Origin of the sequence: Methanosphaera sp. DEW79, assembly GCF_003266085.1 — an archaeon.
GTDB lineage: Archaea > Methanobacteriota > Methanobacteria > Methanobacteriales > Methanobacteriaceae > Methanosphaera > Methanosphaera stadtmanae.
On sequence record NZ_MUZW01000013.1, the window covers coordinates 1 to 26,487 of the forward strand.

General features: G+C 28.5%; 22 protein-coding genes and 1 pseudogene. 16 read left to right on the forward strand and 7 right to left on the reverse strand.

From position 1 onward, the window contains the following. The 3 genes and pseudogenes from BZ132_RS01010 to BZ132_RS01020 all read left to right on the forward strand — a co-directional run. Positions 1-635, forward strand: a pseudogene (locus BZ132_RS01010) (B12-binding domain-containing protein); the annotation flags it as partial. Positions 636-915: 280 nt separating this feature from the next. Beyond that, positions 916-2,559, forward strand: a complete 1,644-nt coding sequence (locus BZ132_RS01015; protein WP_011405806.1) for a methylamine methyltransferase corrinoid protein reductive activase — start codon at positions 916-918, stop codon at positions 2,557-2,559. A 63-nt stretch (positions 2,560-2,622) separates the two neighbouring features. Continuing rightward, a complete protein-coding gene (locus tag BZ132_RS01020; RefSeq protein WP_286940173.1) occupies positions 2,623-3,417 on the forward strand; it encodes an HAD family hydrolase in 795 nt (264 codons plus the stop codon). On the opposite strand, the gene BZ132_RS01025 is transcribed toward BZ132_RS01020, so the two are convergent. Both BZ132_RS01025 and BZ132_RS01030 read right to left on the reverse strand, forming a co-directional pair. Then, positions 3,414-4,268, reverse strand: a complete 855-nt coding sequence (locus tag BZ132_RS01025) for a MoxR family ATPase (RefSeq protein ID WP_048059676.1) — start codon at positions 4,266-4,268, stop codon at positions 3,414-3,416. The two genes, BZ132_RS01020 and BZ132_RS01025, sit on opposite strands and share 4 nt — an antisense overlap. Then, entirely contained in the window at positions 4,265-5,368 is a 1,104-nt protein-coding gene (locus tag BZ132_RS01030) for a DUF362 domain-containing protein (RefSeq protein WP_112149289.1), read from the reverse strand. Before BZ132_RS01030 ends, BZ132_RS01025 begins: the two co-directional genes overlap by 4 nt. A 190-nt stretch (positions 5,369-5,558) precedes the next feature. Between BZ132_RS01030 and BZ132_RS01035 the strand changes: the two genes are divergently transcribed. Genes BZ132_RS01035 through BZ132_RS01050 form a run of 4 tightly spaced genes read left to right on the forward strand, consistent with a single transcriptional unit; the run spans position 5,559 to position 9,442 of the window. Next, positions 5,559-5,984 carry a PadR family transcriptional regulator gene (locus tag BZ132_RS01035; protein ID WP_112149290.1) on the forward strand — a complete coding sequence of 142 codons (426 nt, stop codon included), beginning with the start codon at positions 5,559-5,561 and terminating at the stop codon, positions 5,982-5,984. 10 nt (positions 5,985-5,994) lie between these two features. Beyond that, complete coding sequence (locus tag BZ132_RS01040) at positions 5,995-7,071, forward strand: ATP-binding cassette domain-containing protein (RefSeq protein WP_011405811.1); 1,077 nt, start codon at positions 5,995-5,997, stop codon at positions 7,069-7,071. Further along, entirely contained in the window at positions 7,058-8,185 is a 1,128-nt protein-coding gene (locus BZ132_RS01045) for an ABC transporter permease (protein WP_011405812.1), read from the forward strand. Before BZ132_RS01040 ends, BZ132_RS01045 begins: the two co-directional genes overlap by 14 nt. An 18-nt stretch (positions 8,186-8,203) precedes the next feature. Beyond that, positions 8,204-9,442 carry a PQQ-binding-like beta-propeller repeat protein gene (locus tag BZ132_RS01050; protein ID WP_011405813.1) on the forward strand — a complete coding sequence of 413 codons (1,239 nt, stop codon included), beginning with the start codon at positions 8,204-8,206 and terminating at the stop codon, positions 9,440-9,442. Positions 9,443-9,764: 322 nt separating this feature from the next. Here BZ132_RS01050 and albA read toward each other — a convergent pair whose 3' ends face one another. Further along, positions 9,765-10,037, reverse strand: coding sequence for a DNA-binding protein Alba (gene albA, locus BZ132_RS01055; protein ID WP_011405814.1), 273 nt, complete (start codon positions 10,035-10,037; stop codon positions 9,765-9,767). 116 nt (positions 10,038-10,153) lie between these two features. Further along, positions 10,154-11,653 (reverse strand): 2-isopropylmalate synthase, encoded by a 1,500-nt coding sequence (locus BZ132_RS01060; protein ID WP_011405815.1) that lies wholly within the window; start codon positions 11,651-11,653, stop codon positions 10,154-10,156. Between the two features lie 268 nt (positions 11,654-11,921). Here BZ132_RS01060 and BZ132_RS01065 point away from each other — a divergent pair, with 268 nt between their 5' ends. Beyond that, positions 11,922-13,199 carry an amidohydrolase family protein gene (locus BZ132_RS01065; RefSeq protein ID WP_011405816.1) on the forward strand — a complete coding sequence of 426 codons (1,278 nt, stop codon included), beginning with the start codon at positions 11,922-11,924 and terminating at the stop codon, positions 13,197-13,199. Between the two features lie 25 nt (positions 13,200-13,224). On the opposite strand, the gene BZ132_RS01070 is transcribed toward BZ132_RS01065, so the two are convergent. After that, positions 13,225-14,082, reverse strand: a complete 858-nt coding sequence (locus BZ132_RS01070) for a tyrosine-type recombinase/integrase (protein WP_011405817.1) — start codon at positions 14,080-14,082, stop codon at positions 13,225-13,227. Positions 14,083-14,220: 138 nt separating this feature from the next. Continuing rightward, complete coding sequence (locus tag BZ132_RS01075) at positions 14,221-14,934, reverse strand: DUF4012 domain-containing protein (protein ID WP_286940176.1); 714 nt, start codon at positions 14,932-14,934, stop codon at positions 14,221-14,223. Between the two features lie 178 nt (positions 14,935-15,112). Between BZ132_RS01075 and BZ132_RS01080 the strand changes: the two genes are divergently transcribed. The 8 genes from BZ132_RS01080 to BZ132_RS01115 all read left to right on the forward strand — a co-directional run bounded on the left by BZ132_RS01080 (position 15,113) and on the right by BZ132_RS01115 (position 25,173). Next, a complete protein-coding gene (locus tag BZ132_RS01080; protein ID WP_011405819.1) occupies positions 15,113-17,071 on the forward strand; it encodes a glycosyltransferase in 1,959 nt (652 codons plus the stop codon). A 229-nt stretch (positions 17,072-17,300) separates the two neighbouring features. Then, positions 17,301-18,092 carry an ABC transporter permease gene (locus tag BZ132_RS01085; protein WP_011405820.1) on the forward strand — a complete coding sequence of 264 codons (792 nt, stop codon included), beginning with the start codon at positions 17,301-17,303 and terminating at the stop codon, positions 18,090-18,092. A gap of 23 nt (positions 18,093-18,115) precedes the next feature. Continuing rightward, positions 18,116-18,865, forward strand: coding sequence for an ABC transporter ATP-binding protein (locus BZ132_RS01090; protein WP_011405821.1), 750 nt, complete (start codon positions 18,116-18,118; stop codon positions 18,863-18,865). A gap of 57 nt (positions 18,866-18,922) precedes the next feature. After that, a complete protein-coding gene (locus BZ132_RS01095) occupies positions 18,923-19,879 on the forward strand; it encodes a glycosyltransferase family 2 protein (RefSeq protein WP_011405822.1) in 957 nt (318 codons plus the stop codon). Positions 19,880-19,891: 12 nt separating this feature from the next. Next, a complete protein-coding gene (locus tag BZ132_RS01100; protein WP_286940179.1) occupies positions 19,892-20,761 on the forward strand; it encodes a glycosyltransferase family 2 protein in 870 nt (289 codons plus the stop codon). Between the two features lie 82 nt (positions 20,762-20,843). Further along, positions 20,844-22,232, forward strand: coding sequence for an undecaprenyl-phosphate glucose phosphotransferase (locus BZ132_RS01105; RefSeq protein ID WP_286940180.1), 1,389 nt, complete (start codon positions 20,844-20,846; stop codon positions 22,230-22,232). A 16-nt stretch (positions 22,233-22,248) separates the two neighbouring features. Then, positions 22,249-23,832: a hypothetical protein gene (locus tag BZ132_RS01110; protein WP_286940182.1), complete on the forward strand. Its 1,584-nt coding sequence runs from the start codon at positions 22,249-22,251 to the stop codon at positions 23,830-23,832. Between the two features lie 21 nt (positions 23,833-23,853). After that, entirely contained in the window at positions 23,854-25,173 is a 1,320-nt protein-coding gene (locus tag BZ132_RS01115; RefSeq protein ID WP_286940184.1) for a UDP-glucose/GDP-mannose dehydrogenase family protein, read from the forward strand. A gap of 29 nt (positions 25,174-25,202) precedes the next feature. Here BZ132_RS01115 and BZ132_RS01120 read toward each other — a convergent pair whose 3' ends face one another. Further along, complete coding sequence (locus BZ132_RS01120; protein WP_011405827.1) at positions 25,203-26,339, reverse strand: DUF1616 domain-containing protein; 1,137 nt, start codon at positions 26,337-26,339, stop codon at positions 25,203-25,205. Between the last annotated feature and the right edge of the window lie 148 nt (positions 26,340-26,487).

The following is a 26,487-nucleotide window of genomic DNA, read 5'->3' on the forward strand; positions in this document are numbered from 1 at the left end:
GAATGTGATGCACAAGTAGAAAAAGCATTAGATGCTGGTGAAGAACCAATAGACCTTATTAACAACGCTTTAATGAAAGGTATGGATGGTGTAAGTGCATTATATACTAAAGGTGAATTCTTCCTTCCTGATTTAATGCTTGCAGGAGATGCAATGATGTCTGGAGTAGCACTTTGTGAAGCAAAACTCGGACACAAAGCAGATTCCAAAGCAACAGTATGTTGCTGTGCAGTAGAAGNGATATTGGTAAAAACTTAATTGTAATGTTCTTAAATGCAAATGGATACGAAGCAGTAGACCTTGGTCGTGACGTACCTAACACTAAAGTAGTAGAAGCAGTAAAAGAAAACAAACCAGTACTTGTAACTGCAACAGCATTAATGACAACAACCATGACAGCATTTGGTAAAATTATAGCATTAATGCAAGAAGCAGGACTCGACACACCATTTGGATGTGGAGGAGGAGCAGTACGTCGTGACTTTGTAGAAGAAACACCACAAACATTCTATGGTGTAGAAGCATATCACGTACCAAAATTAGCAGATGCAATTGTTGATGATGGTAAAACATGGGAAGACATCAGAAAAGAATATGCTGATATTGTTGGAGAATATGTAGCAGCATACTCCTAGAACTTGTCTACAAATTAGAAGATATAAAACTATTTTCTTTTCTTCTAACCTCCCTTTTTTTATAATTTAATTTAAATTAAACTTATTTTTTAAGATATTTCCTAATAATTCTTTTTTAAAGATGTACTATTTTTATAATTAATATTTTAAATATTTTAGCTAATCTTTATATTACACAAGATACTATAATTAATTAGAGTAAAAAAGTTATATTATGTTTAAACTAATTTACTATAAATAATAAGTGGAATCATATATGTCCAGATAAGGAGATGAGATTATGGTAGAAGAATATGCTATAGCAATGGATATAGGAACAAGTGGTGTTAGAGCACAAGCTATTAATGTTGAAGATAATAGTACAATTTCTACAACAGTTACATTAAGACATCCAATTCCTGGAGCTAATGTAATGGATCATTTACATTTTGCAGTGAATGTTGGTAGAGAACAAGCACACCAACTAATAATGGAAGCTGTAAATAAAGTAGTTGACCAGTTAGAAGTGGATAAATCTAAAATTACTAGATTTGCGGTATGTGGTAACCCAATTCAATTATCATTATTCCAAAATATTGAAATTAGAGATTTAGCATTTTGGGGAACAAATGCTGTTGAACGTATGAAAATTACACCACCAAAAAGAAATGCACAGATTATTAAACCAGGTGATGTTGACTTGGATATTAATCCTGATGCAGATGTATACATACCTCCAGCAATAAAACATGAAATAGGAGCAGATGCACTTGCAATGCTTGTTAAATCTGGTGTTGTTGACAAAGAAGGTATTTACTTAGTATCAGATTTTGGTACAAATGCAGAAATAGCACTTGTAATAGATGGTGAAATATTTTCTTGTTCAGCAGCAGCAGGACCTGCTATGGAAGGTCAGGCAATTGAATGTGGTATGCTAGCATCCCCTGGAGCAATTTGTGATGTAACAGCTGAGGGTGATCAGTGGAGAAACATGGTACTTAACAGTGATCTAAAAGTAGATGCATGTAACTTAATGGATGTAACTACAGGTGAAATTATAGAACAACAGAATCCACAAACACAAGCTCGTGGTATTACAGGTACTGGTGTAATTTCAGCATACAGTTTAGGTACAGAACAGGGAATTATTTCAATTCCAGATATTAAAACTGATGATAATAAAATAAATCTACAAGATGATGTTTACTTATCAGAAAAAGACTTAACTGAAATTGGTAAAGCATTAGGTGCTTTTAGAGCAGCACACATAACATTATGTGTAGAAGCAGGTATTGAATTAGATGATATTGATGCAGTATACATGGCAGGTGCAAGTGGTTTCTATGTAGATCCAATGAAATCATTAACAGTAGGTCAAATACCTGCATGTTCATGGGATATTTACCAGATAGGTAACACATCACTCTCTATGGCAAGGGATATTGTGGAAAATCCCGACTTACTAAGTGAATTACAAGAAGTTGCTGATGGTATGAGGGGAAACCATATTACACTTGCAACATCTGAAATATTTGAGAAAATATATGGATTAGAACTTGCTGTATGTGAACAAAACATGCCATTATGGAAGTATGATGAATGGCTAGAAAGTTATGGCTATGGTAACTTACCTGAAGTAGAGGATGACCCTGAAATTCACAGATTATTTGAGAGTGATATACCAGATATTGGAGTAAATGGTTTATCTATTATTGAAGAGGTAGGTACTAAACTTGAAAGTAAGGTTGAAGGATGTATTAGTTGTCAAGCATGTGCAAATGAATGTCCTGAAAGTGCACTTAAAATTGAAGATGGTGTTGCTACTATACGTTCTGATTACTGTAATGGTAGTGCATGTTTAAGATGTGAGCTTGTATGTCCAGAGAAAGTATTCCTTTATGAGAAAATGTTCTATATTGAAGGTGAGGATGCAAAAAGTTTATAATTCCTCTTTCTATTTTTTTTATATTATTTAACTTTTTTTTAAATATAATTAGGTATGTCTTCTATGAAATCAATAGTTTTTGATAATGCTGGTACAATTCTTAAAAGAATAACTGTGTTAAATGATGTTGTCCATAATAAATTAATTTATGAAACAAATACTATAGGTATTGCTAATCAAAAAAAAAGTAGAATCATAGTTGTATTACAGGAATCTGTAAATGAATTATCTAGACATACTGGAACATTATATAATTATCTAAAGGATAATATGGAATATTTTGAAATTAGTTATTCACAAATAAATATCCTAAAAAGTGATGTTGTGGATGTATTGGCTAATGATTCAACATCGTTTCATGACTTATTTTTAGCTACAAATACTTTGATTGAAAATTATGATGTTGAAATAATAAGTGGTTGTGCATTGATTGTTGATATGGATAATGGAATGATTGAATATGTATATACAGCAGGTGGTGTATTTTTTGAAGATACAAGACGTGTTATGAATTTTATAAATAATTCACCACTATCAATCTACATAGCATCAGGTGATAATAAAGAGTCACTTAGTAAAATAGCATCTATTCTAAAAATACCCAAGTCTAATGTGTATAGTACTCTAAATAGGGAAGGTAAATACAATCTAGTAAACACTCTTCAAAGAAGGGGCGACTATGTGTACATGGTTGGAAATCATACAAATGATCAATTAGCTATAGAAGCTGCAAATACTGGCATATTAACATTAGAACAGGGAGAAAATGTACCAGATATGCTAAAAGATTCAGCAGATCATATAATATATTCTATAGGTGATGTTATATCAATTATAAAAAAAAATAGGGGAGATTAGATTTTATTTAAAACTTCATTAATAATACGTTCCTTATCTTCCTCATTTTTTGCAACAACATTTAATGTATTTTCAAGAGCTTCTCTAGTTGGAGGTATTTCATTCAATGCAATAAGTGATCTAACCCAGTCAACAGTACTTCTTATGGAAGGTTTTTTAGATAAGTCTAATTTTCTTATTTTCTGAGTTTTTTCCACAATATCATCAACTAAATTATTCTCAGCAAGGGGAACTCTCTTATTTACTATACTTACTTCACGTTCATATTCTGGATAATCAATATATAAGTATAAACATCTATCCTTTGTTTCATCAAGAAGAGTACGTTGTGCATTTGATGTGAGAACAACAATTAAATCATTTTTAAGTTCAAATGTATCTAAATCATTTACAGTAATTTCCTGTTCACCTAATGCTTGAAGTAGAAAACTTTCAAGTTCTTCATCAGCCTTATCAATTTCATCAATTAAGAGTACTGATGGTTTTGTGTTACTAAATGCTGTTAGAAGGGGTCTTTGTATAAAGAATTCATTTGAAAATATCGTCATATCTTCCTTATTTTCCCTTGCTAATTCTAGGTATAATAACTGTTTCTGATAATTCCATTCTCCAACAACTTGCTCAAAGGTTATTCCCTCATAACATTGTATTCTAAAGAAGTCCCTGTCAAAACTTTCTGCAATTGTTTTTGCAAGTTCTGTTTTTCCAGTACCTGGCGGTCCTTCAATAAGTATTGGCTTTTTTAACATAAAAGCTAGAAACAATGTGGTATTTATTTGATTGTTAGAAATGTAATTATTTGCTTCTAATTTTTTATTTATTTCTTCAATTTCTTTCATGTTTATCACTATATTTCCACTATCTTATAATCTTTAGTTCCCATATTTAATTGTTGTGCAAAGTCTATTTGCATATGTCCATCTATATTTCTCCACACACCCTTAAATTTATCAGCACCTTCTTCATGGTTAGACTCAAGTGCTGAATCAATTAATCCAAGTTCCTTGTTTATAAGATCATAACTTGCCTTATCTATAGCTACAGGATCATAACTTGCTAGAATACCAATATCTCTAACAATTGGTCTGTCACTATACGGATTACAATCACAATCTGGAGCAATATCTGTTAAAAAGTTAATATATAAGACTTTATCATCTTTATCTTTAACAGAACCATATGCATATTCCATCATTGATTCAATAAATTCCTCAGAATTAATTTTATTTAGTTTTATAGCATTTTTTGGACATGCACCTATACAATCATTACATCCGATACATTTTTCATAATTAATATGTGCATGTGTATCTACTGTTATAGCATTTTCTGGACATGCATCTATACATACATTACATGCAAGACATGCAATTTTTGATATGAATGGTGCTGCAATTTTATGTTGATGGATTTTTCCTCTTCTAGAAGCACATCCCATTGCTAGATTTTTTAGTGCTCCTCCAAATCCTGCTAGTATATGTCCTTTTACATGGGATATAACTATCATTGCATCACTATCATATATGTCCTTTGCAATTTTTACTTTGTTAAATAGTTTTTTATTTATTTCTACTTCAACATCACTACAACCTGTTAGTCCATCTGCAATTATTACTGGAGCATTTATAACAGAATATGTAAATCCATGTTTTGTTGCAGTTTCTAAGTGATCCACACTATTATCACGTTTTGCGTGGTATAATGTGTTTGTATCAGTTAGAAATGGTTTTGAATTGAGTTTTTTTAATGCATCAACTATTTTTCTGGCATATTGTGGTTGTATATATCCAGTATTTCCTATTTCTCCAAAGTGTGTCTTTATTGCAACTTTATCATTTTCACTAATAAGAAATGAAAAACCAGTTCTTTCATATAATCTTTCTAGTTTTAGAAGTAAACTATCATTGGGATTATTCGAAGTCATATTAGTGAAATATACTTCACTTATCATATTTTAGCCACTTATTATTAAATAATTAATACTATTGAATTTACTTTATAAATACTTTAATAATATTGTATATTTTTTTATATATGTAAAAAAGTTTATATATAAAATATTATATATACTAATCTGTACTTAAAATGAAAATAATTTTATAAAATGTTATATTAACTTAGTGATATGGAGGACAAAAAATATGGTGGAAAAGGATATTAACTCTTGTGATTTTGAAGAAATCATGCTAAATACCAAATTTCACAATGCTCTTGTAAAAGGAGTACGTAATATCTTTATTCTATGGTTAATTAGTAAAGAAAAAATTCATGGTTATGGAATAATGTCCATATTAAATAAAACCCATTCTGATGTGTCTGGAAAGAAAGCTGTACATAGTAGTACAATCTATCCAATATTACATACTTTAGAAAAAGATGGTTTAATAAAAAGTTCTCAAGAATTAAATGGAAATCATAAAGTTAAAATGTATGAAATTACAAATAAAGGTCTTAAAATGCTAGATTCACTAAAACAATTCATGCATAAAAAACGACCAGAAAATAACATGCTAATTTCATTCTTTGATGACATGCTTTTTAATGATAACATGTTTATAAAAAAATGAGGGTGAATAAATGAAATATTCTATAGAAACTCATGATTTAGTAAAAATTTATGACAATGGTTTTAAAGCTGTGGATAATTTAAATTTATTCATCGAAGATAAAACTATAGGTGGAATATTAGGACCAAATGGTGCTGGTAAAACAACAACAATAAAAATGCTAACATGTCTTATTCAAAAAACAAGTGGAGATGCAAAGGTAGCAGGGTTTGATGTTTCAACCAATCCTGATGATGTAAGAAGTAGAATAGGAATGGTACCACAACAAATAAGTTTATATAAAGACTTAACAGTAAGAGAAAATGTTGAATTATGTGCAGATTTTTATAATGTTGACCAAAGAATTAAAGATAAAAAAATTGATGACCTACTTGATCTAGTAAATATAAGCTATGCTCAAGATAAATACGTTAATCAATTATCTGGTGGAATGCAACAAAAAACATCAGTTGTAGCTAGTTTGATTCATAATCCTGAAATCTTATTTTTAGATGAACCTACAGTAGGATTAGATCCTACAACAAAAAGAGTATTATGGGATTTAATGCTTGAATTAAATGATGAAGGAAAAAGCATAATTCTATGTTCACATGATATGTATGAAGTAGATAAAATATGTGATTCAATAAATATCATAGATTCAGGTAAAGTAGTAGCAAACAATACACCACAAGGACTTAAAGATCAATTACTAAAAACAAAAGAAGAAACTAATAAAAATATTCGTTCAATGATTTTAAAATTAGAAGAAGAAGGAACAAAAGGTAATGAAGAAAAAATAAATCATCTAAGAGCTTCATTAACTGATGAAAATGAAAAAGTTACAGTCATGGTATCTAACATTACTGATGAAATGGTTGAAGCAGTAAGAGACTTAGAAGTAGTAACAGATGCAAAACATGTGGGTAATGGTCGTTTGAATATAGACCTAAAACGTTCAGAAACTTCAGTAAATCATGTAATAACAGCTATTTTAAGTAATGGTGGAAATATAGCTTCAATAAAAACGAATGATCCTACATTAGAAGATGTATTTGTAGCTATCACTGCAAAACAAAGAACGGAGATTAAAAATGGCAGAAATTAATAAGATAAAATGGATGATTAAAAAGGATCTCCTAACATTATGGAGACATAAAGTTCAATTTGCATCTTTAATTCTATTTCCAATTTTAATGATTGCCTTATGTGGATGGGGTATGGGAGGAACAGTAGAAAACACTCCTGTAGTCGTTGTAAAACAATCATCTGGTGATGTAACAGATCAAGTAATCAATGCATTAAAAGCAGATGATACATTTGATATAAAGGACATAATGACAAATTCGGATGATGCAAAGGAAAAAGTAGATAATGGTGAAGTTAAAGCAGCAATCATACTTTCAAGTGACTTTGAAAGTTCAAATTCAAAGAATGCAGTCTTATATATTGACTCATCAGATCAACTGACAACACAAACACTAGTTCCAAAAACAGAACAAATATTTGCCTCACTATCAGAAAAAGTAGGAACACAACAAGTAAATGCAAACACCACAACAAATCCAATAACACAAACAGCACAAACAATAAAATTACAAGTTAATAAGATATATGGTGATTTAGATTACATAGATTTCCTATTACCTGGAGTACTTGCAATGACAATGTTTATGTCATCTATGATGACAATGGGAAACAGTATTGCAGGAGAACGTGAACGTGGAGAATTATCAAGACTATTTATGACACCAACAAATGTATCATCAGTACTAACAGGTAAAATAATATCACAAGTAGTAAGAGAACTTATCAGAGCTTTAGTCTTAATAATAGCAGCTATGCTACTATTTAATGTAATGATAAAAGGTAATTTATTACTATTGGTACTTGTAATACTAATAGCAGTATTATGTTTTGTAGGATTTGGAATGATGTTTTCAGCTACTGCAAAAACACAAGAAGATTATATTCAAATAGTAATGCCAGTTGCAATGCCAATGATGTTTATATGTGGAGTATTTTTCCCTACAGAAACAATGCCATGGATTTTACAAAAAATTGCACTATTCTTACCTCTAACATATGCAAATGATGCATTCAGGGCTGTAATGTTAAAAGGTGCAGGATTAGGTTCAATAGCATTTGATTTAATAGTATTATTAGCATTTGCACTACTATTTTTCATAGTAGGAATTGTAAGATTTAATAGGGATGTTTAAGTAGGAGGTATGAAAATAATGAAAAGCAATATGAAAAAATTAGGTGTATGTTTTATTATATTATGTGTTCTCATGGGAAGCTTATCTTCTCTAGCTGCAGCAGAATGGCCAATGTTTCAAAACAATCCAAGACACACTGGATATGTAAATCAAGATTCTTCCTTTTCTACTCAAACATGGACTGTTAAAGTAGATGGGGCAGTATCAACAACTCCAGTTTTATGTGGAGATCAAATCTATCTTGGAACTGATAAGGGAACATTATATGCATTAGATGCACAAGATGGAAATGAAACATGGAAATATGAAACAGAAGGAGCTATAACTTCAAGTCCTACAGTATCAGGTGATACAGTATATGTAGGATCAGAAGATGGGTACTTATATTCAAATAATGCAAATACAGGAAGTAACAACTGGAAATTTAAATCTGGAGATAGAATAAAATCAACTCCTGCAATAGATTCAACAAAAATCTATGTAGGATCAGATGATGGATATGTATATGCATTAAATAGGAATGATGGTTCAGTTGTATGGCAATACAAAACTGAAGATTCAGTAGAATCATCACCAGTAGTTCATGGAGACACATTATACATAGGTTCTAACGATGATAAAGTATATGCATTAAATATAAATGATGGTTCAGTAAAATGGACATACACCACAGGAGATGATGTAAAATCTTCTCCAGCAATAAGTAATGGAAATGTATACATAGCATCTGAAGATAACCAGGTATATGCATTAAGTGAAGATACAGGATTAGAAGTATGGTCATATAATACAGGTTCTAAAGTAACATCATCACCATCAATAGATGAAAGACACTCCTCTCTATATATAGGAACAGAACAAGGAGATCTCTACTCTTTAGACTTAAGAGATGGACTTAAAAAATGGGATATTGAAACAGGAAGTGCAATTAATTCAACACCAACAATATTTGGTAACAACATAGCAGTAGGAACAGCATCAGGAAGTACCAATATATATGATAAATTCACAGGAAATCAAGTATGGAACTTCAATCCAGGATATATTCCAAATATATCTGGAAGTATTTCAGCATCAACAGTAGCTAGTGGTTCATCATTATTTGTAGCTTCAGAAGATGGAAATATCTACTCATTAAATACAGATCAAAAGGTAGGACCAACAAGTACCTATCTATACTACTATGTAGCAGCAATAATAATACTCATAGGAGTAGGTTGTGGAATTAAGAAATTACATAACAAGCCTAGAAAATAGTTTTATTTTCTTTTTCTTATTTTTTTTTAAATAAAATACGTAATTACATCTATTTTTAGAAAAATCTTTTTAATATATTTATTTTTTTCATAGTTTACAATTATTTTTGTTTTATTTATTAGAGAATAAGTATATATTTTAAAAATTAGTTTTTAGTTCTATAATTTATAAAAAGTAGGTTAAAATGTATTTTTTGTATAAAATAAGTTGAAATACTCTATATTTAGTTTTTTTAGAGAAATAAAAAAATTAATTATAATAAAAAAAGTATTATCTTTTAAAAAAATTTTAAAAAAGAAATATTATAAAAATACTTCTCTATCTATTTGCTTAATCTTATTTCGATTGCTGATACGTTGGAGGAGGTTCCTTCGTTTCCAACAATTTCTTCAGTACTTATGTCGATGCTTTTTACATCAACATCAGAAATAAATCTGTTTCTTACTATTTCAGCAACATCTACAGCTCTGCTTATAGCTCGGCCTCTTGCTTTTAGTATAACTTCTGTTACTCCGCTGTTCATTTGTGTTACTACAGCTAATACATAGTTCATTACTGGTTTGTTTCCAATGTATACAATATTTTCTTCTGCCATTTCAGTTCCTCCGTATAAAGTGACTATAATTATATAGTTATTAATTAGTTTATAACTTAATATATTTAATATTAACGTTTTAGACTTATTCTTTCTCTATTATCCATAACTCATACTTAATTTCTAAGCATTAATAATTTGTTAGTTGAGCTAAGAATTGCATCAATACTTGCTTTTACAATATCCTCATCTGTTGCTCTACCAGTAGCTTTATTTCCATTTTCATCAACAGTTATAACAAATACTTCACCTAATGCATTGGTTCCACCTGTTATAGCTTCAATATGGTATTCTTCTAATTCAATATGTACAACTTCATTGATAAGTGATTGTATAGCATTTAATGCTGCATCTACAGGACCAACACCTGTTTCTGCACGATATTTAATTTCACCATCTAAATCTAGTTTTACAGTAGCTGTTGGTAGTGTACTGTCTCCTGTCATAACACTTATACCACAGAGTTTTATTCTTTCTTCTGTAGGTTTTCCTTGTATTGCCTCAGCAATAGATCTAAAATCAAGATCTGTAATAGTTTTACCAGCATCTCCTAATGATTTTATTTTTCTAAATAATGTGTTGAATTGTTCATCATTTAATTTAATGTTGTATTCATCAAGTTTTGCTCTAACAGCATTAGCTCCTGTTAATTTACCAAGAACAATTCTTCTTTTATGTCCTACTTCTTCTGGATTTAAAGCTTCATATGTTTCACTATTTGCAAGAATTCCCTGTACATGTATTCCAGCTTCATGAGCAAATGCATTTTCTCCAACTATTGCTTTGTTAGGTGGCATTTTAACTCCAGTAATTCTTGAAACTGTTTCGGAGGTATTTACAAGTAATTTTGAGTTGATGTTTGTATTTATGTCATAGAATTTATGTAAGGACATTACAATTTCTTCAAGTGAAGCATTACCTGCTCTCTCTCCAAGACCATTTATTGTACATTGTGCTTGTTTTGCTCCAGCTTCTATAGCAGCAAGTGTATTTGCAACTGCAAGTCCAAAGTCATTGTGACAGTGTACACTAATTGGTACATTAATTTCTTGTCTTAGATTTGTAATTAATTCATTCATTTTTCCAGGTCTTGTAACACCAACAGTATCTGGTACATTGATTTTATCTACTTTAGCATCTTGTACAGCACCAAATACTTTAAGTAGGTAGTCTAGTTCAGTTCTTGTAGCATCTTCACATGAAAATTCTGCTATAATTCCATGGTCTTTAATGTATTCAACAGCAGTAACTGCTTTATCAAGAATTTCTTCCTTGGACATTTTTAATTTATAATCCCTATGGAGTGGTGATGTTCCTATAAATGTGTGAATATAGTCTGCATCAGCATCTATTGCTTTATCAATATCTTTGGTTAATGCTCTGGCAAGACCACTAATTTGAGCATTTAATCCTAATTTACTTGCTTCTTTAAATGTTTTTTGTTCACCAAGTGATGCTGCAGGAAAACCCAATTCGATAACATCTACTCCAAGTTTATCTAATTTTTCAGCTATTGTTATTTTTTCATCAGTTGTTATCGTAACACCAGGTGTTTGTTCACCGTCTCTTAGAGTGGTGTCATATATCATAACATCTGATGGTGGGTTAAAAGTCATTTTATTTTTCACTCCTATAATATTATACTTATATATTATTTCTGTTATTTTATATAATATTATCTAATATGCTTTTTAAAAAAAGTATTAAAAAATTAAATTGATTTTAAATCAATAAAAACCATAATTTATAAGTTAAAATAGGTATCTTCTCTTTAAATCTTTATTTTTAATATAATAACTCATATTTTTCTATTAGAAAAATAACTATAAAAATAATTAGATTGTATTATATAACTATTTTATAACAATAAAATGAGGATTATGTATGAGTGAAACAACAAGTATATTAATTAAAGATACCACTATTTTATCAGATAAAATAAAAAAAGCATCCATATTAATTGTAGATAATACTATTGAAGAGATAAGTAATGATTTATCAGTGACTGATGCAAGTAAAGTTATTGATGGAACAAATAAGATAACAATGCCTGGCCTTGTTAACACACACTCTCATGTGGCAATGACACTGCTTAGAGGAGTAGGTGATGATGAAGAATTACAAACATGGCTTAATGATTATATATGGCCTAAAGAAGCAAAACTGGATGAAAAATTAGTATATGCTGGTTCAAAGTTGGCAATGGCTGAAATGATAAAAACAGGTACAACAACTTTTAATGATATGTATTTCTATATGGAAGAAACTGCAAAGGCAGTTGAAGAATCAGGAATAAGGGGAGTTTTAGGTTATGGTATGATTGATCTTTTTGATGATGAAAAAAGAAAACAAGAAATTAAAGCAACAAAAAATCTTATAAAAAACTCACACAATACTGCTAATGGTAGAGTACAAGTAGCAGTAGCACCGCATGCTCCATATACTTGTTCTAAGGAATTATTAAGTGAATCTAAAAAATTAGCTAATAAACATAATCTAAAATTACATATACATGTTTCAGAAACACAACAAGAAGTAAATGATTTAGAAAAACAGAGAAATCAAACACCATTTGAATATTTGGATAGTATAGATTTACTTGATGAAAATACTATTGCAGCACATGGAGTATGGACAACAGATAATGAAATGAAACTTCTTAAAGAAAAACAAGTATCCATATCACATAATCCATCAAGTAATATGAAATTAGCATCAGGTATTGCACCAGTTAGTAAATATATTAAAAATGATATTAATGTAGCAATAGGTACTGATGGAGTATCTTCAAATAACAATCTAGACATGTTTAGTGAAATGAAACTAACAGCACTTCTACAGAAAGTAAATACTATGAATGCAAAAACACTACCAGCACAAGCAACATTCAATATGGCAACAGAGAATGGTGCTAGAGCATTAGGTATAAATACAGGTTCTATAAAAGAAGGTAAACTAGCAGATATTGTACTTGTTAATATGAATGTTCCACATATGATACCTGTTAGAAATCCATTAAGTAACATAATATACTCAGCATTAGGTAGTGATGTTGATACAGTAATATGTGATGGACAACTACTTCTAGAAGATAAGAAATTATTAACAATCAATGAAGAAGATGCTATTTATGATGCAAAATTAGCAGCACAACAGCTATAAAAAAAAGTATATGCTGGAAGCATATCTATTTAGCATATTCTCCAATACTTGAGAACTTCTCAATAATATCTTCTTTTTTTAATTCTTTTTGTGGTATGGATGTTATGTATTTATAATCATCATAATTTTCTGCAAAAAGTAAATCAAGATAATCTATTCCATGCATAATATATGAATTTCTAATATATCTTGTTTTAAGATTTTTAGAATAGAATGTAGTATTGTATTTAGCATCCAATTGTTGTGCAAGTATTTTGAAATTTCTTTGTATATGGTATGGCTTTAGTATGGGCTCCACAGGGCTTTCTGATTCAAAGATGTATGTTATATGATACTTTGAATACTTTATTAAGTCTTGTGCAAGAGAGGATGGTATTATCATATGTCGTTCTTTAGATTTTCTTCTAACTGTTATTATAACATGGCCCTCTGATGTTTTATATTTTAATTGTCTTTTTTTAAGTTGTAAAGCTTCAGTTAATCTAATACCTGTATATGCAAGAAGTCTTATAATTAATGAGTCTAGAGTGTTTGTTGTATCTTCTAGAATAATACTAATTTCTCGAGGTGTAAGATAATTTATGGGTTTTTCTTTTGTTTTTAAAAGCTTTAATTTTCCCACATAGATGTCTGTATAATCATTGAAAAATGATTTTACAATTATAAGTTGTTGATTTATGGTTTTTGGATGTATGTATCGTTTTAGAAGAAATGATTTGTATTTATATATTGTTGGATATATGTTGTCTTGAGTTATATTTGTATTTTCTGTTTTTTTTATGAATTTAAGAAATAGATTTAGGCAACTTGAATAGGTATTTCTTGTATTTTCATTTTTTATTTCATTTACATAGTTTAATATGACATTTTTATTTATAATCATATTCATCACATGGTATGTGTATTTAGTTATATATATAGAATATGTTCTTGATTTAAATATATTTTTTATAAATAAGTTGTAATTATTAAAAGTTATAAAATATATTCTAAAAAAAAGTAATAGTTAGGTTTAATTAATCTAACCTAAAAGATTATTTAATCCAGAATAGGATATAAATTGTGCAAATTCAGATGCTGGAACAGCTTTTATATTTCCTTGACTATACTGTTCAATTCCTGCTTGAATAAGAGCTCCTTTATTGTTATTTTTCTTAGCAGAATCAATAATTCCCTGTGCTAAGTTTTCTATAGCATCTCCACGAGTTGCACCATTATTTGATTGATCTTCTCTTAAAAAATCAATAGAACTTACATTTTCAACCAACTGACCATTTGAATATACAGGACCTACTGCATTAATCATAGCATCAATTGCTGTTGGTGTTACTACTAAAACCATATCTGTTTTCATACCTGTATGATATTCAACAATTTCCTGTGCAATCTTTGTCCCGTTTTCTAAGTCACTACTCCATAGTGAGTCATGTAAATACCATCTTGTAAGGCCTTCTGCTTGCATATCAGGTGTTGGAGTTAATGTTGGATGAGCAAGACCTCCTGGATATACTGGTGTCACATTACCCAGTTTTCCATTATTAACATTAACAACAAATGCCATATCAACTGAACCTACACCAGGTCTATTTTCAGAAGGATCACTACATAGTATGAGTATGTTATGCTCTCCTTTAAATGTTTCTTGTCCTTGCTGGTAATTTAGAAATAAATATACTCCAAATATTACAATAATAGCAAGTATGGCCAGTAATATTATTTTCTTTTTTGAAACCATATAATCATCCTATATATTATTATATATACTTCTTTGAATAATATTATTAAAATATATTTACATTCTAATGATATATTAAATTAATTAATAATAACATACATAATGTAACACAGAACTATTTATTAAATCTAATATTAGATAATAAATACATAATTATGAATAATTGGAGGTAATTATCTTGAAAATACCACACATATTTGATGAGGATATAGAAAGAATAAGGGAGCTTAGAAATGAAGTATCTGATTCAAAAAACATCTTTAAAGACAAAGTATCCTCTGTTTTAAAAAGTTCCATTAAAAATAAGAAAGTTCTATCAAAACAGGAAAGGAAAGAAGTATCTTTAAAAATATTAAATGATAATAAATCCCATGAAATACCATTAAACAAAAAACTACCTCTAGTTTCAATAATTATTAAAGCAACACATAAAAACTATCTATTAAATCTATTAAACACATTTTCTACACTGGATACATATTATTCGAACTATGAATTAATTATAATTCATAACATGAAAGATGATCTTTTAAAATACATAGATAATAAGAAAGATGTTATTTTAGTGTCCTGTGAAGATAAATCATTAACACAAGCAGAAAATGAGGCATCACATAAATCTAAGGGTGAATATTTATTATTTATTGATGATGATACTATACCCTTCGATGGATTTTTAAATCATATGGTAAATACAATGCTTACAAAAGAAAATGTAGGTGTTGTAGGTTCACGTTTAATTTATCCAGAATTAAAACTCAATAGAACCAAAAGTTATAAAGTTGCACATGAAGGAATCTATTTTAGGGAAAAAAATAACCTTATAGAAACATACAATAAAAATGATGGAAGAAGATATTATACAGCAGATGAAGAAGAATGTGAAGTAATAGCAACTTCATCAGTTGCATTTTTAGTTAAAAAATCAGTACTTATGGGTGTAGGTGGATTTAATGAGAATTATGTTGAATTTTATGAAGTAATAGATTTATGTTTAAGACTACATAAAAAAGATTATAAAAACTATTATAATCCAAAAGTAATGTTATATCATTTTTGTCTTGAAAATCATGATGTGGATGTATTTGAAAGGGATAAAAAAATATTTATCAACACATGGAATAAATACATCTTACATAATCTATTAAAAGATAAATTATATGCAAATTATCTCTTCTCAGATAAGGCATTAACAGTAGCATTAGTTGTTACACAAAGTGTCTGTGAAACAACAGCCGGAGATTTTTTCACAGCAATAACACTTGCACATAACTTGAAAGATTTTGGATGGAATATTAAATTCTTATCACAGCACCCCTCAAAGTATGAGAGAAATTGGTATCATTTAGATGATGATATTGATGTTGTAATATCCTTGCTTGATAGATATAATCTAAGAAAAATAGAATCAAATAGAAAATCACTCATAAAAGTAGCATGGATACGTAACTGGTTTGAAAGGTGGATGAAACTCTCATATCTTGATGATTATAACATAATACTCTCAAGTAGTAAAAAAGCATGTGGTGTTATTGGAGAAAAAATAGATAGAAAAGTATATTTCTATCCACTAGCAACAGATTCAACTATTTTCAATGAAAAACTACAACCTAACAATGAATATATTTGTGATTACTGTTTTACTGGAAGTTATTGGAAGTCAGATAGAGAGATTATATCGGCTCTTTGTCCTGATAATATAGATTATACATTTAATTTATATGGAGCAAATTGGGATAAGATTCCAAGTCTTAAAAAGTATCATAAGGGTTTTATAAAATATGATGATATTCCACAGGTTTATGCTTCTACAAAGATAGTACTTGATGATGCAAATCATGTTACACGAGGCTGGGGATCAGTAAATAGTCGTGTATTTGATGCATTTGCATCTGGATGTTTAGTACTTACGAATGGAACAATGGGAAATACTGATTTATTTAATGGTATGATACCTGAATATCATTCAAAGGAAGAATTACAAGATAAACTTAATTATTATATGGAACATACCCATGAAAAAGAGAAAATAGTGCAGGAGATACAGGAAATTATACTTGAAAAACACACCTATAAACACAGAGCAACTAAATTAAAAAGTCTTCTTAACTTCTATATACATAAATATACTGATTAATTCAATTCTTCTTTTTTTATTTTATATGTTAAAGTAATAGGTATATGTCTTATTTTTTGAAAAACTACTTATTATTACTTCTTTTTTATTATTTAAATATAGAAATATATAATATACTAGAATAATATATCTAATAATTAATTGGATTATTAAACATATTTATTATTAATGCTTTAATATGAATTGTTTAATTCTCTTTTCAGTGTATAATGACGTGGAGCATTATAATATGGGAATGAATAATATATATGAAAAAATTACTAATTTTTACAAGTATAAATCCTTACTTAGTGAATTAGTACAAAGAGATATTAAAATAAAATATAGAAGGTCTGTTCTAGGTATTTTATGGAGTTTTCTAGATCCATTATTATCAATGATTGTATTAACAATAATATTTTCAACATTATTTTCAAAAACTATTCCTAATTATCCAGTATATTATCTTAGTGGAATGTTAACATATGCTCTGTTTAGGGGAGGATCAACCGCTGCTATGCGTTCACTTGTAAGTTCTTCAGGTATATGGAAAACAATTTATGTTCCAAAGTATTTATATGTATTATCAGCAGTTTTATCAAATTTTGTAACTTATGTTTTATCATTAGTAATTTTATTTGCAATAATGTTAATAATGAAAGTACCATTTACAATATATATAATATTTGCAAGTTTACCAATACTAGCAGTTTTAATGTTTACTACAGGTGTGGGACTTGTTATGGGAACTTTAAATGTGTTCTTTAGAGATATGCAACATTTATATAGTGTACTTACACTAGTTTTAATGTATGCTTTACCTATATTCTATCCAGCAAGTATTGTTCCTGTACAATTTAGGTTTATACAAGACTTCAATCCATTATATCATATGCTTGTATGTATAAGATCTTGTTTCTTGTATGGAACATTATATCCAATATCATCATTGATTATTTCATTAGTATCAGGTCTTGTATTTCTGGTATTAGGACTGTTCTTATTATATAAATTTCAGGATAAATTTGTATTATATGTATAAATATTTTGTAGGAGGAAAGTGTTTTGGATAAAAATAAGGTAGTTATTGATGTGGAAGATGTGGCTATGAAATTTAATTTAGGCCAGGAAAAAACAGATAACTTTAAGGAATTTGTAATTAAAGCACTGAAAAAAGAACTTCTTTTTCAGCCATTTTGGGCATTAAAAGGAGTTTCATTTAAGATTCATAAGGGTGAAAAGGTAGCATTCATAGGTTCAAATGGTGCTGGAAAAAGTACATTATTAAAAATCATAGCAGGAGTTATGAAACCAACAGAAGGTTCTGTTGAAGTACATGGTCGTATAGCACCACTTTTAGCACTAGGAGCAGGTTTTGATTATAATTATACTGGTAGTGAAAATATTTTCCTTAATGGATCTTTTCTTGGATACTCTAAACAATATATGCATGATAAGTATGATGAAATAGTTGAATTTTCAGAAATTGGTGATTTTATTGATGTTCCTGTAAAAAACTATTCATCAGGTATGAAATCTCGTCTAGCATTTTCAATAGCAACAACAGTAAAATCTCAGATACTTATATTAGATGAAGTATTGTCTGTGGGTGATGCAGCATTTAAGGCTAAATCAACTAAAAGAATGAAAGAAATGATGGCTGGGGATGTTACATTACTATTTGTATCACATTCAATCTCTCAAGTAAAAGAATTATGTGATAGAGCAATATGGCTTGATCATGGAAAAGTACTTATGGATGGAGAAGTTAATGAAGTCTGTGATAAATACCTTGAATTTGTAAGAAATAAATAGATTCTATATCTATTCTATTTTTCTTAAGAAAAAAACTTTTTTTTAGGTTTTGTTATAATGAACAAATCAGATAATAAAATAACAGTTATAATTCCCAATTATAATAATCAGAAATTATTAGCAAATCTACTTGAATCACTAAAACAAGTTACATTACCTCATGATATTATTATTGTAGATAATGCATCAAGTGATAATAGTACTACATATATTAAAACTAATTTTCCAGAGATTACTTTAATAGAAAACAAAACAAACACTGGTTTTGCTCATGCTGTAAATCAGGCAATAAAAATTGCTACAACAGATTATGTGTTACTTCTAAATAATGATACTATTGTAACAGAATCTGCATTTAAAAACATGTTTGATTTAATTAGTACTGACTCATCAATCTTTTCAGTCACATCTAAAATGATTCAAAAACATAATCCAAATTTAATTGATGATACAGGAGATGAATATTCAATCATGGGTTGGACAAAAAAAAGAGGATTTAATCATTCTGTATCTGAATTTACACAAAGTGGTGAAGTATTTGGGGCATGTGCAGGAGCAGCACTATATAGGCGGCTTGTTTTTCTAGAAATAGGTTATTTTGATGAAAATTTTGAAAGCTATGTTGAAGATGTGGATATAAGTATAAGGGCAAGACTCTATGGATACACTTCATACTACTGTGCTGATGCTATTATATATCACTATGGTAGTGCAACATCTGGTTCTAAATATAATTCATTTAAGGTAAGAATATCTGCAAGAAACAACATATATCTATTATACAAGAATCTATCATTATGGATGAAGATAGTTAATTTTATTTTCATAGTAATGGGTATTGTTATTAAATACTTATACTTCTATAGAAAAGGTTATGGTCAAGATTATATTGGTGGTGTATGTGAGGGTTTTAGAACAAGAAAACAATTAGATAAAATAGAAGGTGTTTCCTTTAAGAATTATCTTAAATTAGAATTATTATTAATAAAAAATACTTTTAAATATTTATCATAACAAGGTGGGAGAATGGATCTTTCAATTATCATAGTTAATTATTGCACATATCAACTAACAAAACAGGCAATTGATTCACTAATAGATACTATTGAGGGTATTAGTTATGAAATTATTGTAGTGGATAATGCATCAGGTGATGATAGTTTAAATAGACTCATAAAAGACTATGAAAATACTTCTTTTGTATCATTCATTCCAAATAACAACAATGATGGTTTTGCTGTGGCAAATAATATTGGTTTTAGAGCTTCATGTGGGGACTATATTTTACTTCTTAATAGTGATGTTGTAGTAGGTGATAAAACAATTATTTCATCACTTAATTTTATTAAAAAAGATAAAACTATTGGTGCTCTGGGATGTAAAGTACTACTTCCAGATAATACTCTTGATAAAGCATGTAGAAGATCTTTTCCAACTCCTCTTGTTTCATTCTATAGAATGGTGGGTTTATCTAGGTTATTCCCAATGAGTAAACAATTTAATAAGTATAATTTATCATATCTTGATGAAGATGATGTATACTCTGTTGATTGTATTGTTGGAGCATTCATGTTAATAAGAAAAGATGTGTATGAATTATGTGGTGGACTTGATGAATCATATTTTATGTATGGTGAAGATATAGATTTATGTTACAATATTAAAGAATTGGGATATGATGTTGTATACTATGGTAAAAAAGAAGTAATTCATTATAAGGGGGCAAGTGGTTCAAATAAACGTTTATTATATGAATTCTATAATTCAATGAATATCTTCTATAATAAACATTATAGGGATAAGTACAATCCATTAATTAACCTAGTAATGTATATTGGTATTTGGACTATGTACTATGTTAAATTACTGATTTTTCACATAAAACAACACATATAGTACTTACTTTTTTTTTATTTATTTTTTGAATAATTTTTATTATCCATAAAAAACATATATTAAAATAATAGGAGTTTGTGTTATGATACGAGAAAATCAAAATGTTTTTAATATATGTAATGTTTTACTAGATATTCTAGTATTGGTTATATCAGTGTTTTTCTTGTATCATACATCAATGATACAACATAGGTATCCAATATCATTTTATTATACAACACTACTTTCTCTATTTATATTATTAATACCTAGTTATCTGTTCTTATATTATGAATTTAAATTATACACACCTCAAAGAACAAATAGAAGTATTTTTTCAGAATCATCAAAAATTTTACAAGTAAATTTCTTTGAATATTTATTTTTATCAGCAATGTGTTATGTGGAATTTTTAAATGTTTCAGCAGATTTTCTAATTAGTTTTTTAGTAATTAATTCTATTTTAGCAGTAATAGAACGCTCTATTATTAGAGGATTTCTAAGATTACTTAGAAGTAAGGGTTTTAATATAAAATATGTTCTAGTTATTGGTGCAGGAGAAGTTGGAAGAAATCTTGTAGAAACTATAAAAATTAACACATACTTAGGATATAAAGTTATAGGCTTTCTTGATGATAATGTAATAGGTACTGTTAATGATGTTAAGGTAATTGGAAAAATAAATACTTTAGAATCGATACTAGATACACACATGATTGATAGAGTTATTGTAAGTATTGCACCACGTCATTATAAGACATTAGAATCTATAATGGCTTGTTGTGAAAAGATGGGTGTCCGTGCAGATATAGTTCCAGATTATTATAGGTTTATAACATCTCATCCTACTATTGAGCTCTTGGATAACATTCCATTAATTAGTGTTCGTTATCTACCCCTTGATATTTCAATTAACAAGTACTTAAAAAGAACATTTGATGTTTTATTCGTTGTTGTAGCATCAATAATATTATCTCCACTTCTTGTGATTGTTGCAATAGCAATAAAACTAACATCTCCAGGTCCAATTATATATAAACAAGAACGTGTAGGTGAGAATGCAAAACCATTTATGATATATAAATTTAGAAGTATGAAATCTGAAAATGAATATATTGATGATAAAAAATGGACACAGAAAGATGATCCAAGAGTAACAACTATTGGTAAAATCATTAGAAAAACAAGTATTGATGAATTACCACAATTCTATAATATTTTCAAGGGGGATATGAGTCTTATTGGACCAAGACCAGAAAGACCATATTTTGTAAATAAATTCAGAGAATCAGTACCTAAATACATGATAAAGCATCATGTTAAGCCGGGTATGACTGGATGGGCACAGGTTAATGGTTATAGGGGTAATACATCTATTGTAAAGAGAATTAAATATGATATTTATTATGTTGAAAACTGGTCTATAATGTTGGATATTCGTATCTTTTTTAAAACATTACCTGCTCTATTAAATGATAAAAACGCATACTAAAGAAGTTGATATAATTATGAATATAAATTTTAATAAAAAGAAATATTTGCTAATTCCATTAATACTAGCAGCCATACTTTCTTTATCTGTATTATTTAGTAGTAAATGGCCACTTAGTTGGGATATATACACTCATATCAATTATGCAATAACATATATTAATTATGGAATCACAACAGTAGATCCATACTTAAATGCACCTAATGGTAAGGAAATTGGTTATGTACCATTATTTCATATATTGTTAATAGTTATTTCATCAATTACAAATACTAGTCTTATTGATACGGCTCGTATAATTCAAACAATAACTCCAGTTATTATAACATCAATAATTGTATATGTTACATATAAAATGTATGATGAGGTAGCAGCTATCGTTGCTGGTATATTATTAGTATCTAGTTTCATGTTTACACGATTACTACTTCCTATTCCCGAAACAATAGCATTAATCGTGTTTATAATAGGTGTTTATTTATTTTATCAATCAACTATTGATAATAAAATGATTTATGCATTCATATCTGGATTTTTAACATTGCCTCTTATGGGAATACATTTTTCATCATGTGTCTATTATGTGATATTAATTTCAGTGTTGATGATTGCACAATGTATTATTCAAGGAAAACTTGTTGGACTTAAATCATATGGGGTTTTCTTGTTGGCATTAATTATTGTTGGACTTTGTGGAGTATTTGCTTTAATAACATATAGCCCATCACATTTATCTCAGTTTATAACTGGATTTAATTCAGTATTAAATGACCCTCTTTCATTGTTTATGGGTCAAAAAGCAATGGGATTAGAACGTTACATAAAATGTGTAGGTCTATTACCTCTAGTTTGTGGTTTTATAGGCCTTTGTTTATCTTTTAGAAATAGGGAAGTGTTATTTGTTAGTGCATGGACATTAATTGCATTTATATTTAGTAATATGCACTGGTTTGGAATACCTGTGTATACATTTAGAATGCTTATTTATCTAATAATACCTCTTGTTATACTTGGAGGATATGGTGTTTCAAAGATATACGGGTATTTGATAAATACTAATAAAAAACAACAAGGTGTAATATTAATATTACTCTTAATAATTCTATCATATGGTTGTGGATATATGTCAATACATGATGATTCTGCAAAGATTACATCAGCATCCACCCAAATAGGTGATTATCAAATAGCTCCACCTACATCAGATGAAGAAGAAGTAATAAATTGGTTTAAAAATGAAGATACACAAAACAAATCAATACTTACAAACAACCAATTCTTTGGTACAGTAGTATCAAGTATAGATGAAATTCCACTACATTATAAATTTGATGTATATACAAATAAATCATCACAAAAATCATCATTAAAAACATTTAATAATGAAAAGATAGGTTATATTATATATGATAAAACACTCGTTGTAAATAATTCCTCAGATTATAGTAATCTGGAGGTAATCTCTGTAAATGGAAGTTATTATCCATCCTATTACTTTACCAAGGAAATAACTGAAAACAACTTCGATCAAATAAAACTAACGAACACTGAGAAGGTATTTGAAAATAACAGATTCATAATATGTAAGATAAAGTCTTAAATTCAAATGGAGGGAAATTACATGAATATTACAATAATTGGGACAGGATATGTGGGATTAGTAACAGGTACTTGTTTTTCAGAGATGGGAAATGAAGTATACTGTGTGGATGTTATTGAAGAAAAAATAGAATCCCTAAAACAAGGAATAATACCAATATATGAACCAGGACTTGAAGAATTAATAAAACATAACTACAACAATGGAAACCTACATTTTACAACAGATCTATTTGAAGGTCTATCCAATTCACAACTCTGTTTTATAGCAGTAGGAACACCTATGGGTGAAGATGGAAGTGCAGATTTAAGATATGTAAGACAGGTTGCAAAACAAATAGGACAAACAATAACTCAGGACATAATTGTAGTTGATAAATCAACAGTTCCAGTGGGAACAGCAGATGAAGTTGAAACAATAATAAATAAAGAACTTGATAAAAGAAATAAAAACTACAAGGTAACAGTTGTTTCAAATCCAGAATTTCTAAAGGAAGGAACAGCAGTAAATGATTTTATGCACCCCGAAAGGGTTATTGTTGGAACAGATGATGATTCTGCAGCAGAAATTATGAAAGAATTATATGATCCATTTACTAAAAATCATGAAAGAATGATAATAATGGATGTACGTAGTGCAGAAATGACAAAATATGCATCAAATTCAATGCTTGCAAATAGAATATCCTTTATGAATGAAATGGCAAATATATGTGATAAAATCGGTGCAAATATTGATAATGTACGTAGAGGTATGGGTAGTGATTCAAGAATAGGTCATAGTTTCCTATATCCTGGATGTGGATATGGTGGAAGTTGTTTTCCTAAGGATGTTACAGCTCTAATAAAAACAGCACAAGACAATGGATTAAATCCTGTACTACTAAAAAGTGTAGAAGAAGTAAATCATAATCAGAAATATTATTTAATAAATAAGATAATTAATATATTTGGAGAAGATTTATCAGGATTAACATTTGCACTATGGGGATTGGCATTTAAGCCTGAAACAGATGATATGAGAGAAGCATCATCAATTATAATAGTAGAAAATCTTCTAAAAATGGGAGCAAAAGTTAATGTCTATGATCCAAAGGCAATGGATGTTGCTAAAGAATTTTACTTTAAAGATTTGGATGTAAATTATTTTAGTGACAAGTATTCAGTTTTAGAAGATGCTGATGCTTTGATTTTAGTTACTGAGTGGAAAGAATTTAGAAGTCCTAATTTTAATAAAATAAAATCTCTACTTAAAAATAACATAATATTTGATGGCAGAAATCAGTATAAAAATAGTTATATGAAAAAATTAGACTTTGAATATCATGCTGTAGGAAAATAAAATTATTCTCCTACAAACATTACTTTTTTTTATATTACATTGACATATAAATGACGTTTAATATATGGTTGTCCACGTTGTGTGTATAAAACATACTGTATATCCTTACGTCCTGGTGTCATAGTTAAATTCACAGGTATTACTTTAGATTCTTCATCTTTTAATGTGATTTTTTCCTCTGATAAGACCTTGGATGTTTCATTATGAACTTCAATTTTCATTGTATAGCTCATTTTTTTATTTTCATGATTTGTAATATTAACTTGACTTGTTATATTTTCATTACTTGTCATATTGATATAACCATCACTACCTGCTGTTTGATTAATTCCTTCAACAACAAATGTAGTGTTTCCTTTTGTTAAATTTTCTGTTGTTATTGTAATACCTACAAGAATTAATGCTAACAATCCAATGATTGTTATAAATAGTAAGGCTCTATTTATTTTTGGATGAGTGTATCTTTGGTTATTGTTGACTTTTTTAACTCTGGAAAGATATGCTGGTATTATTATGATATATGTAAGAATTATAAGTACAATTGATGTATGTGCCATGTTAATACTACTTTCTACTCCATAGAGAATTAGGCCTATTGTTGAAGTTATTATTAAACTTAAGAATACTGCAATTCCAACTCTTTCAAGTAGTGTTAATTCATCTTTTTTAGGAAGTAATGAATTTAATATGTAATATCCTGGAATAAATGCAACAAATGGTGCACATAGACCATACCAAACTGGAATAATATTGAATGGTGGTATTAAAATTCCCACAAGTGTAACTAAACCTAATATTATAATAACATATAAAGATTTTTTTGTTGAATTTTCAATATCTATATTAATATTAAAAATATCCTTATCATGTTTTGTTCTATAAACTGCAATTAGTATGAGTATAATTGAAATAATAGTCATGACAAGCAAGATACTGGTCATTGTTAACTGCATGAAGTATATTGTGATTATAGCACTTATTAATGAGAAAATAATAGCAAAACCTAATATTAATATAATTTTTCGAATTATTTGTTTAGTATTAGTTTTAGGATAAATAATAAATGTACTAACAAGACCTATAATTAGAAAATTAATAGAAAACAATCCAATCATAATATTTTGGTCTGAAGTTATACTAAAGAAACTTATTATAAATGTTATCAATGTTATTATTCCCAAAATACCTAATTTTTGTAATGATTTTTGTACTATATGTGTCCCTCCCCTTTTTTCTTTGAATATATCTAGTATATTATTAATTATTTCTCTATTAATTTTTAAAGTTTATTATTAAATAATCAATATTCGATTA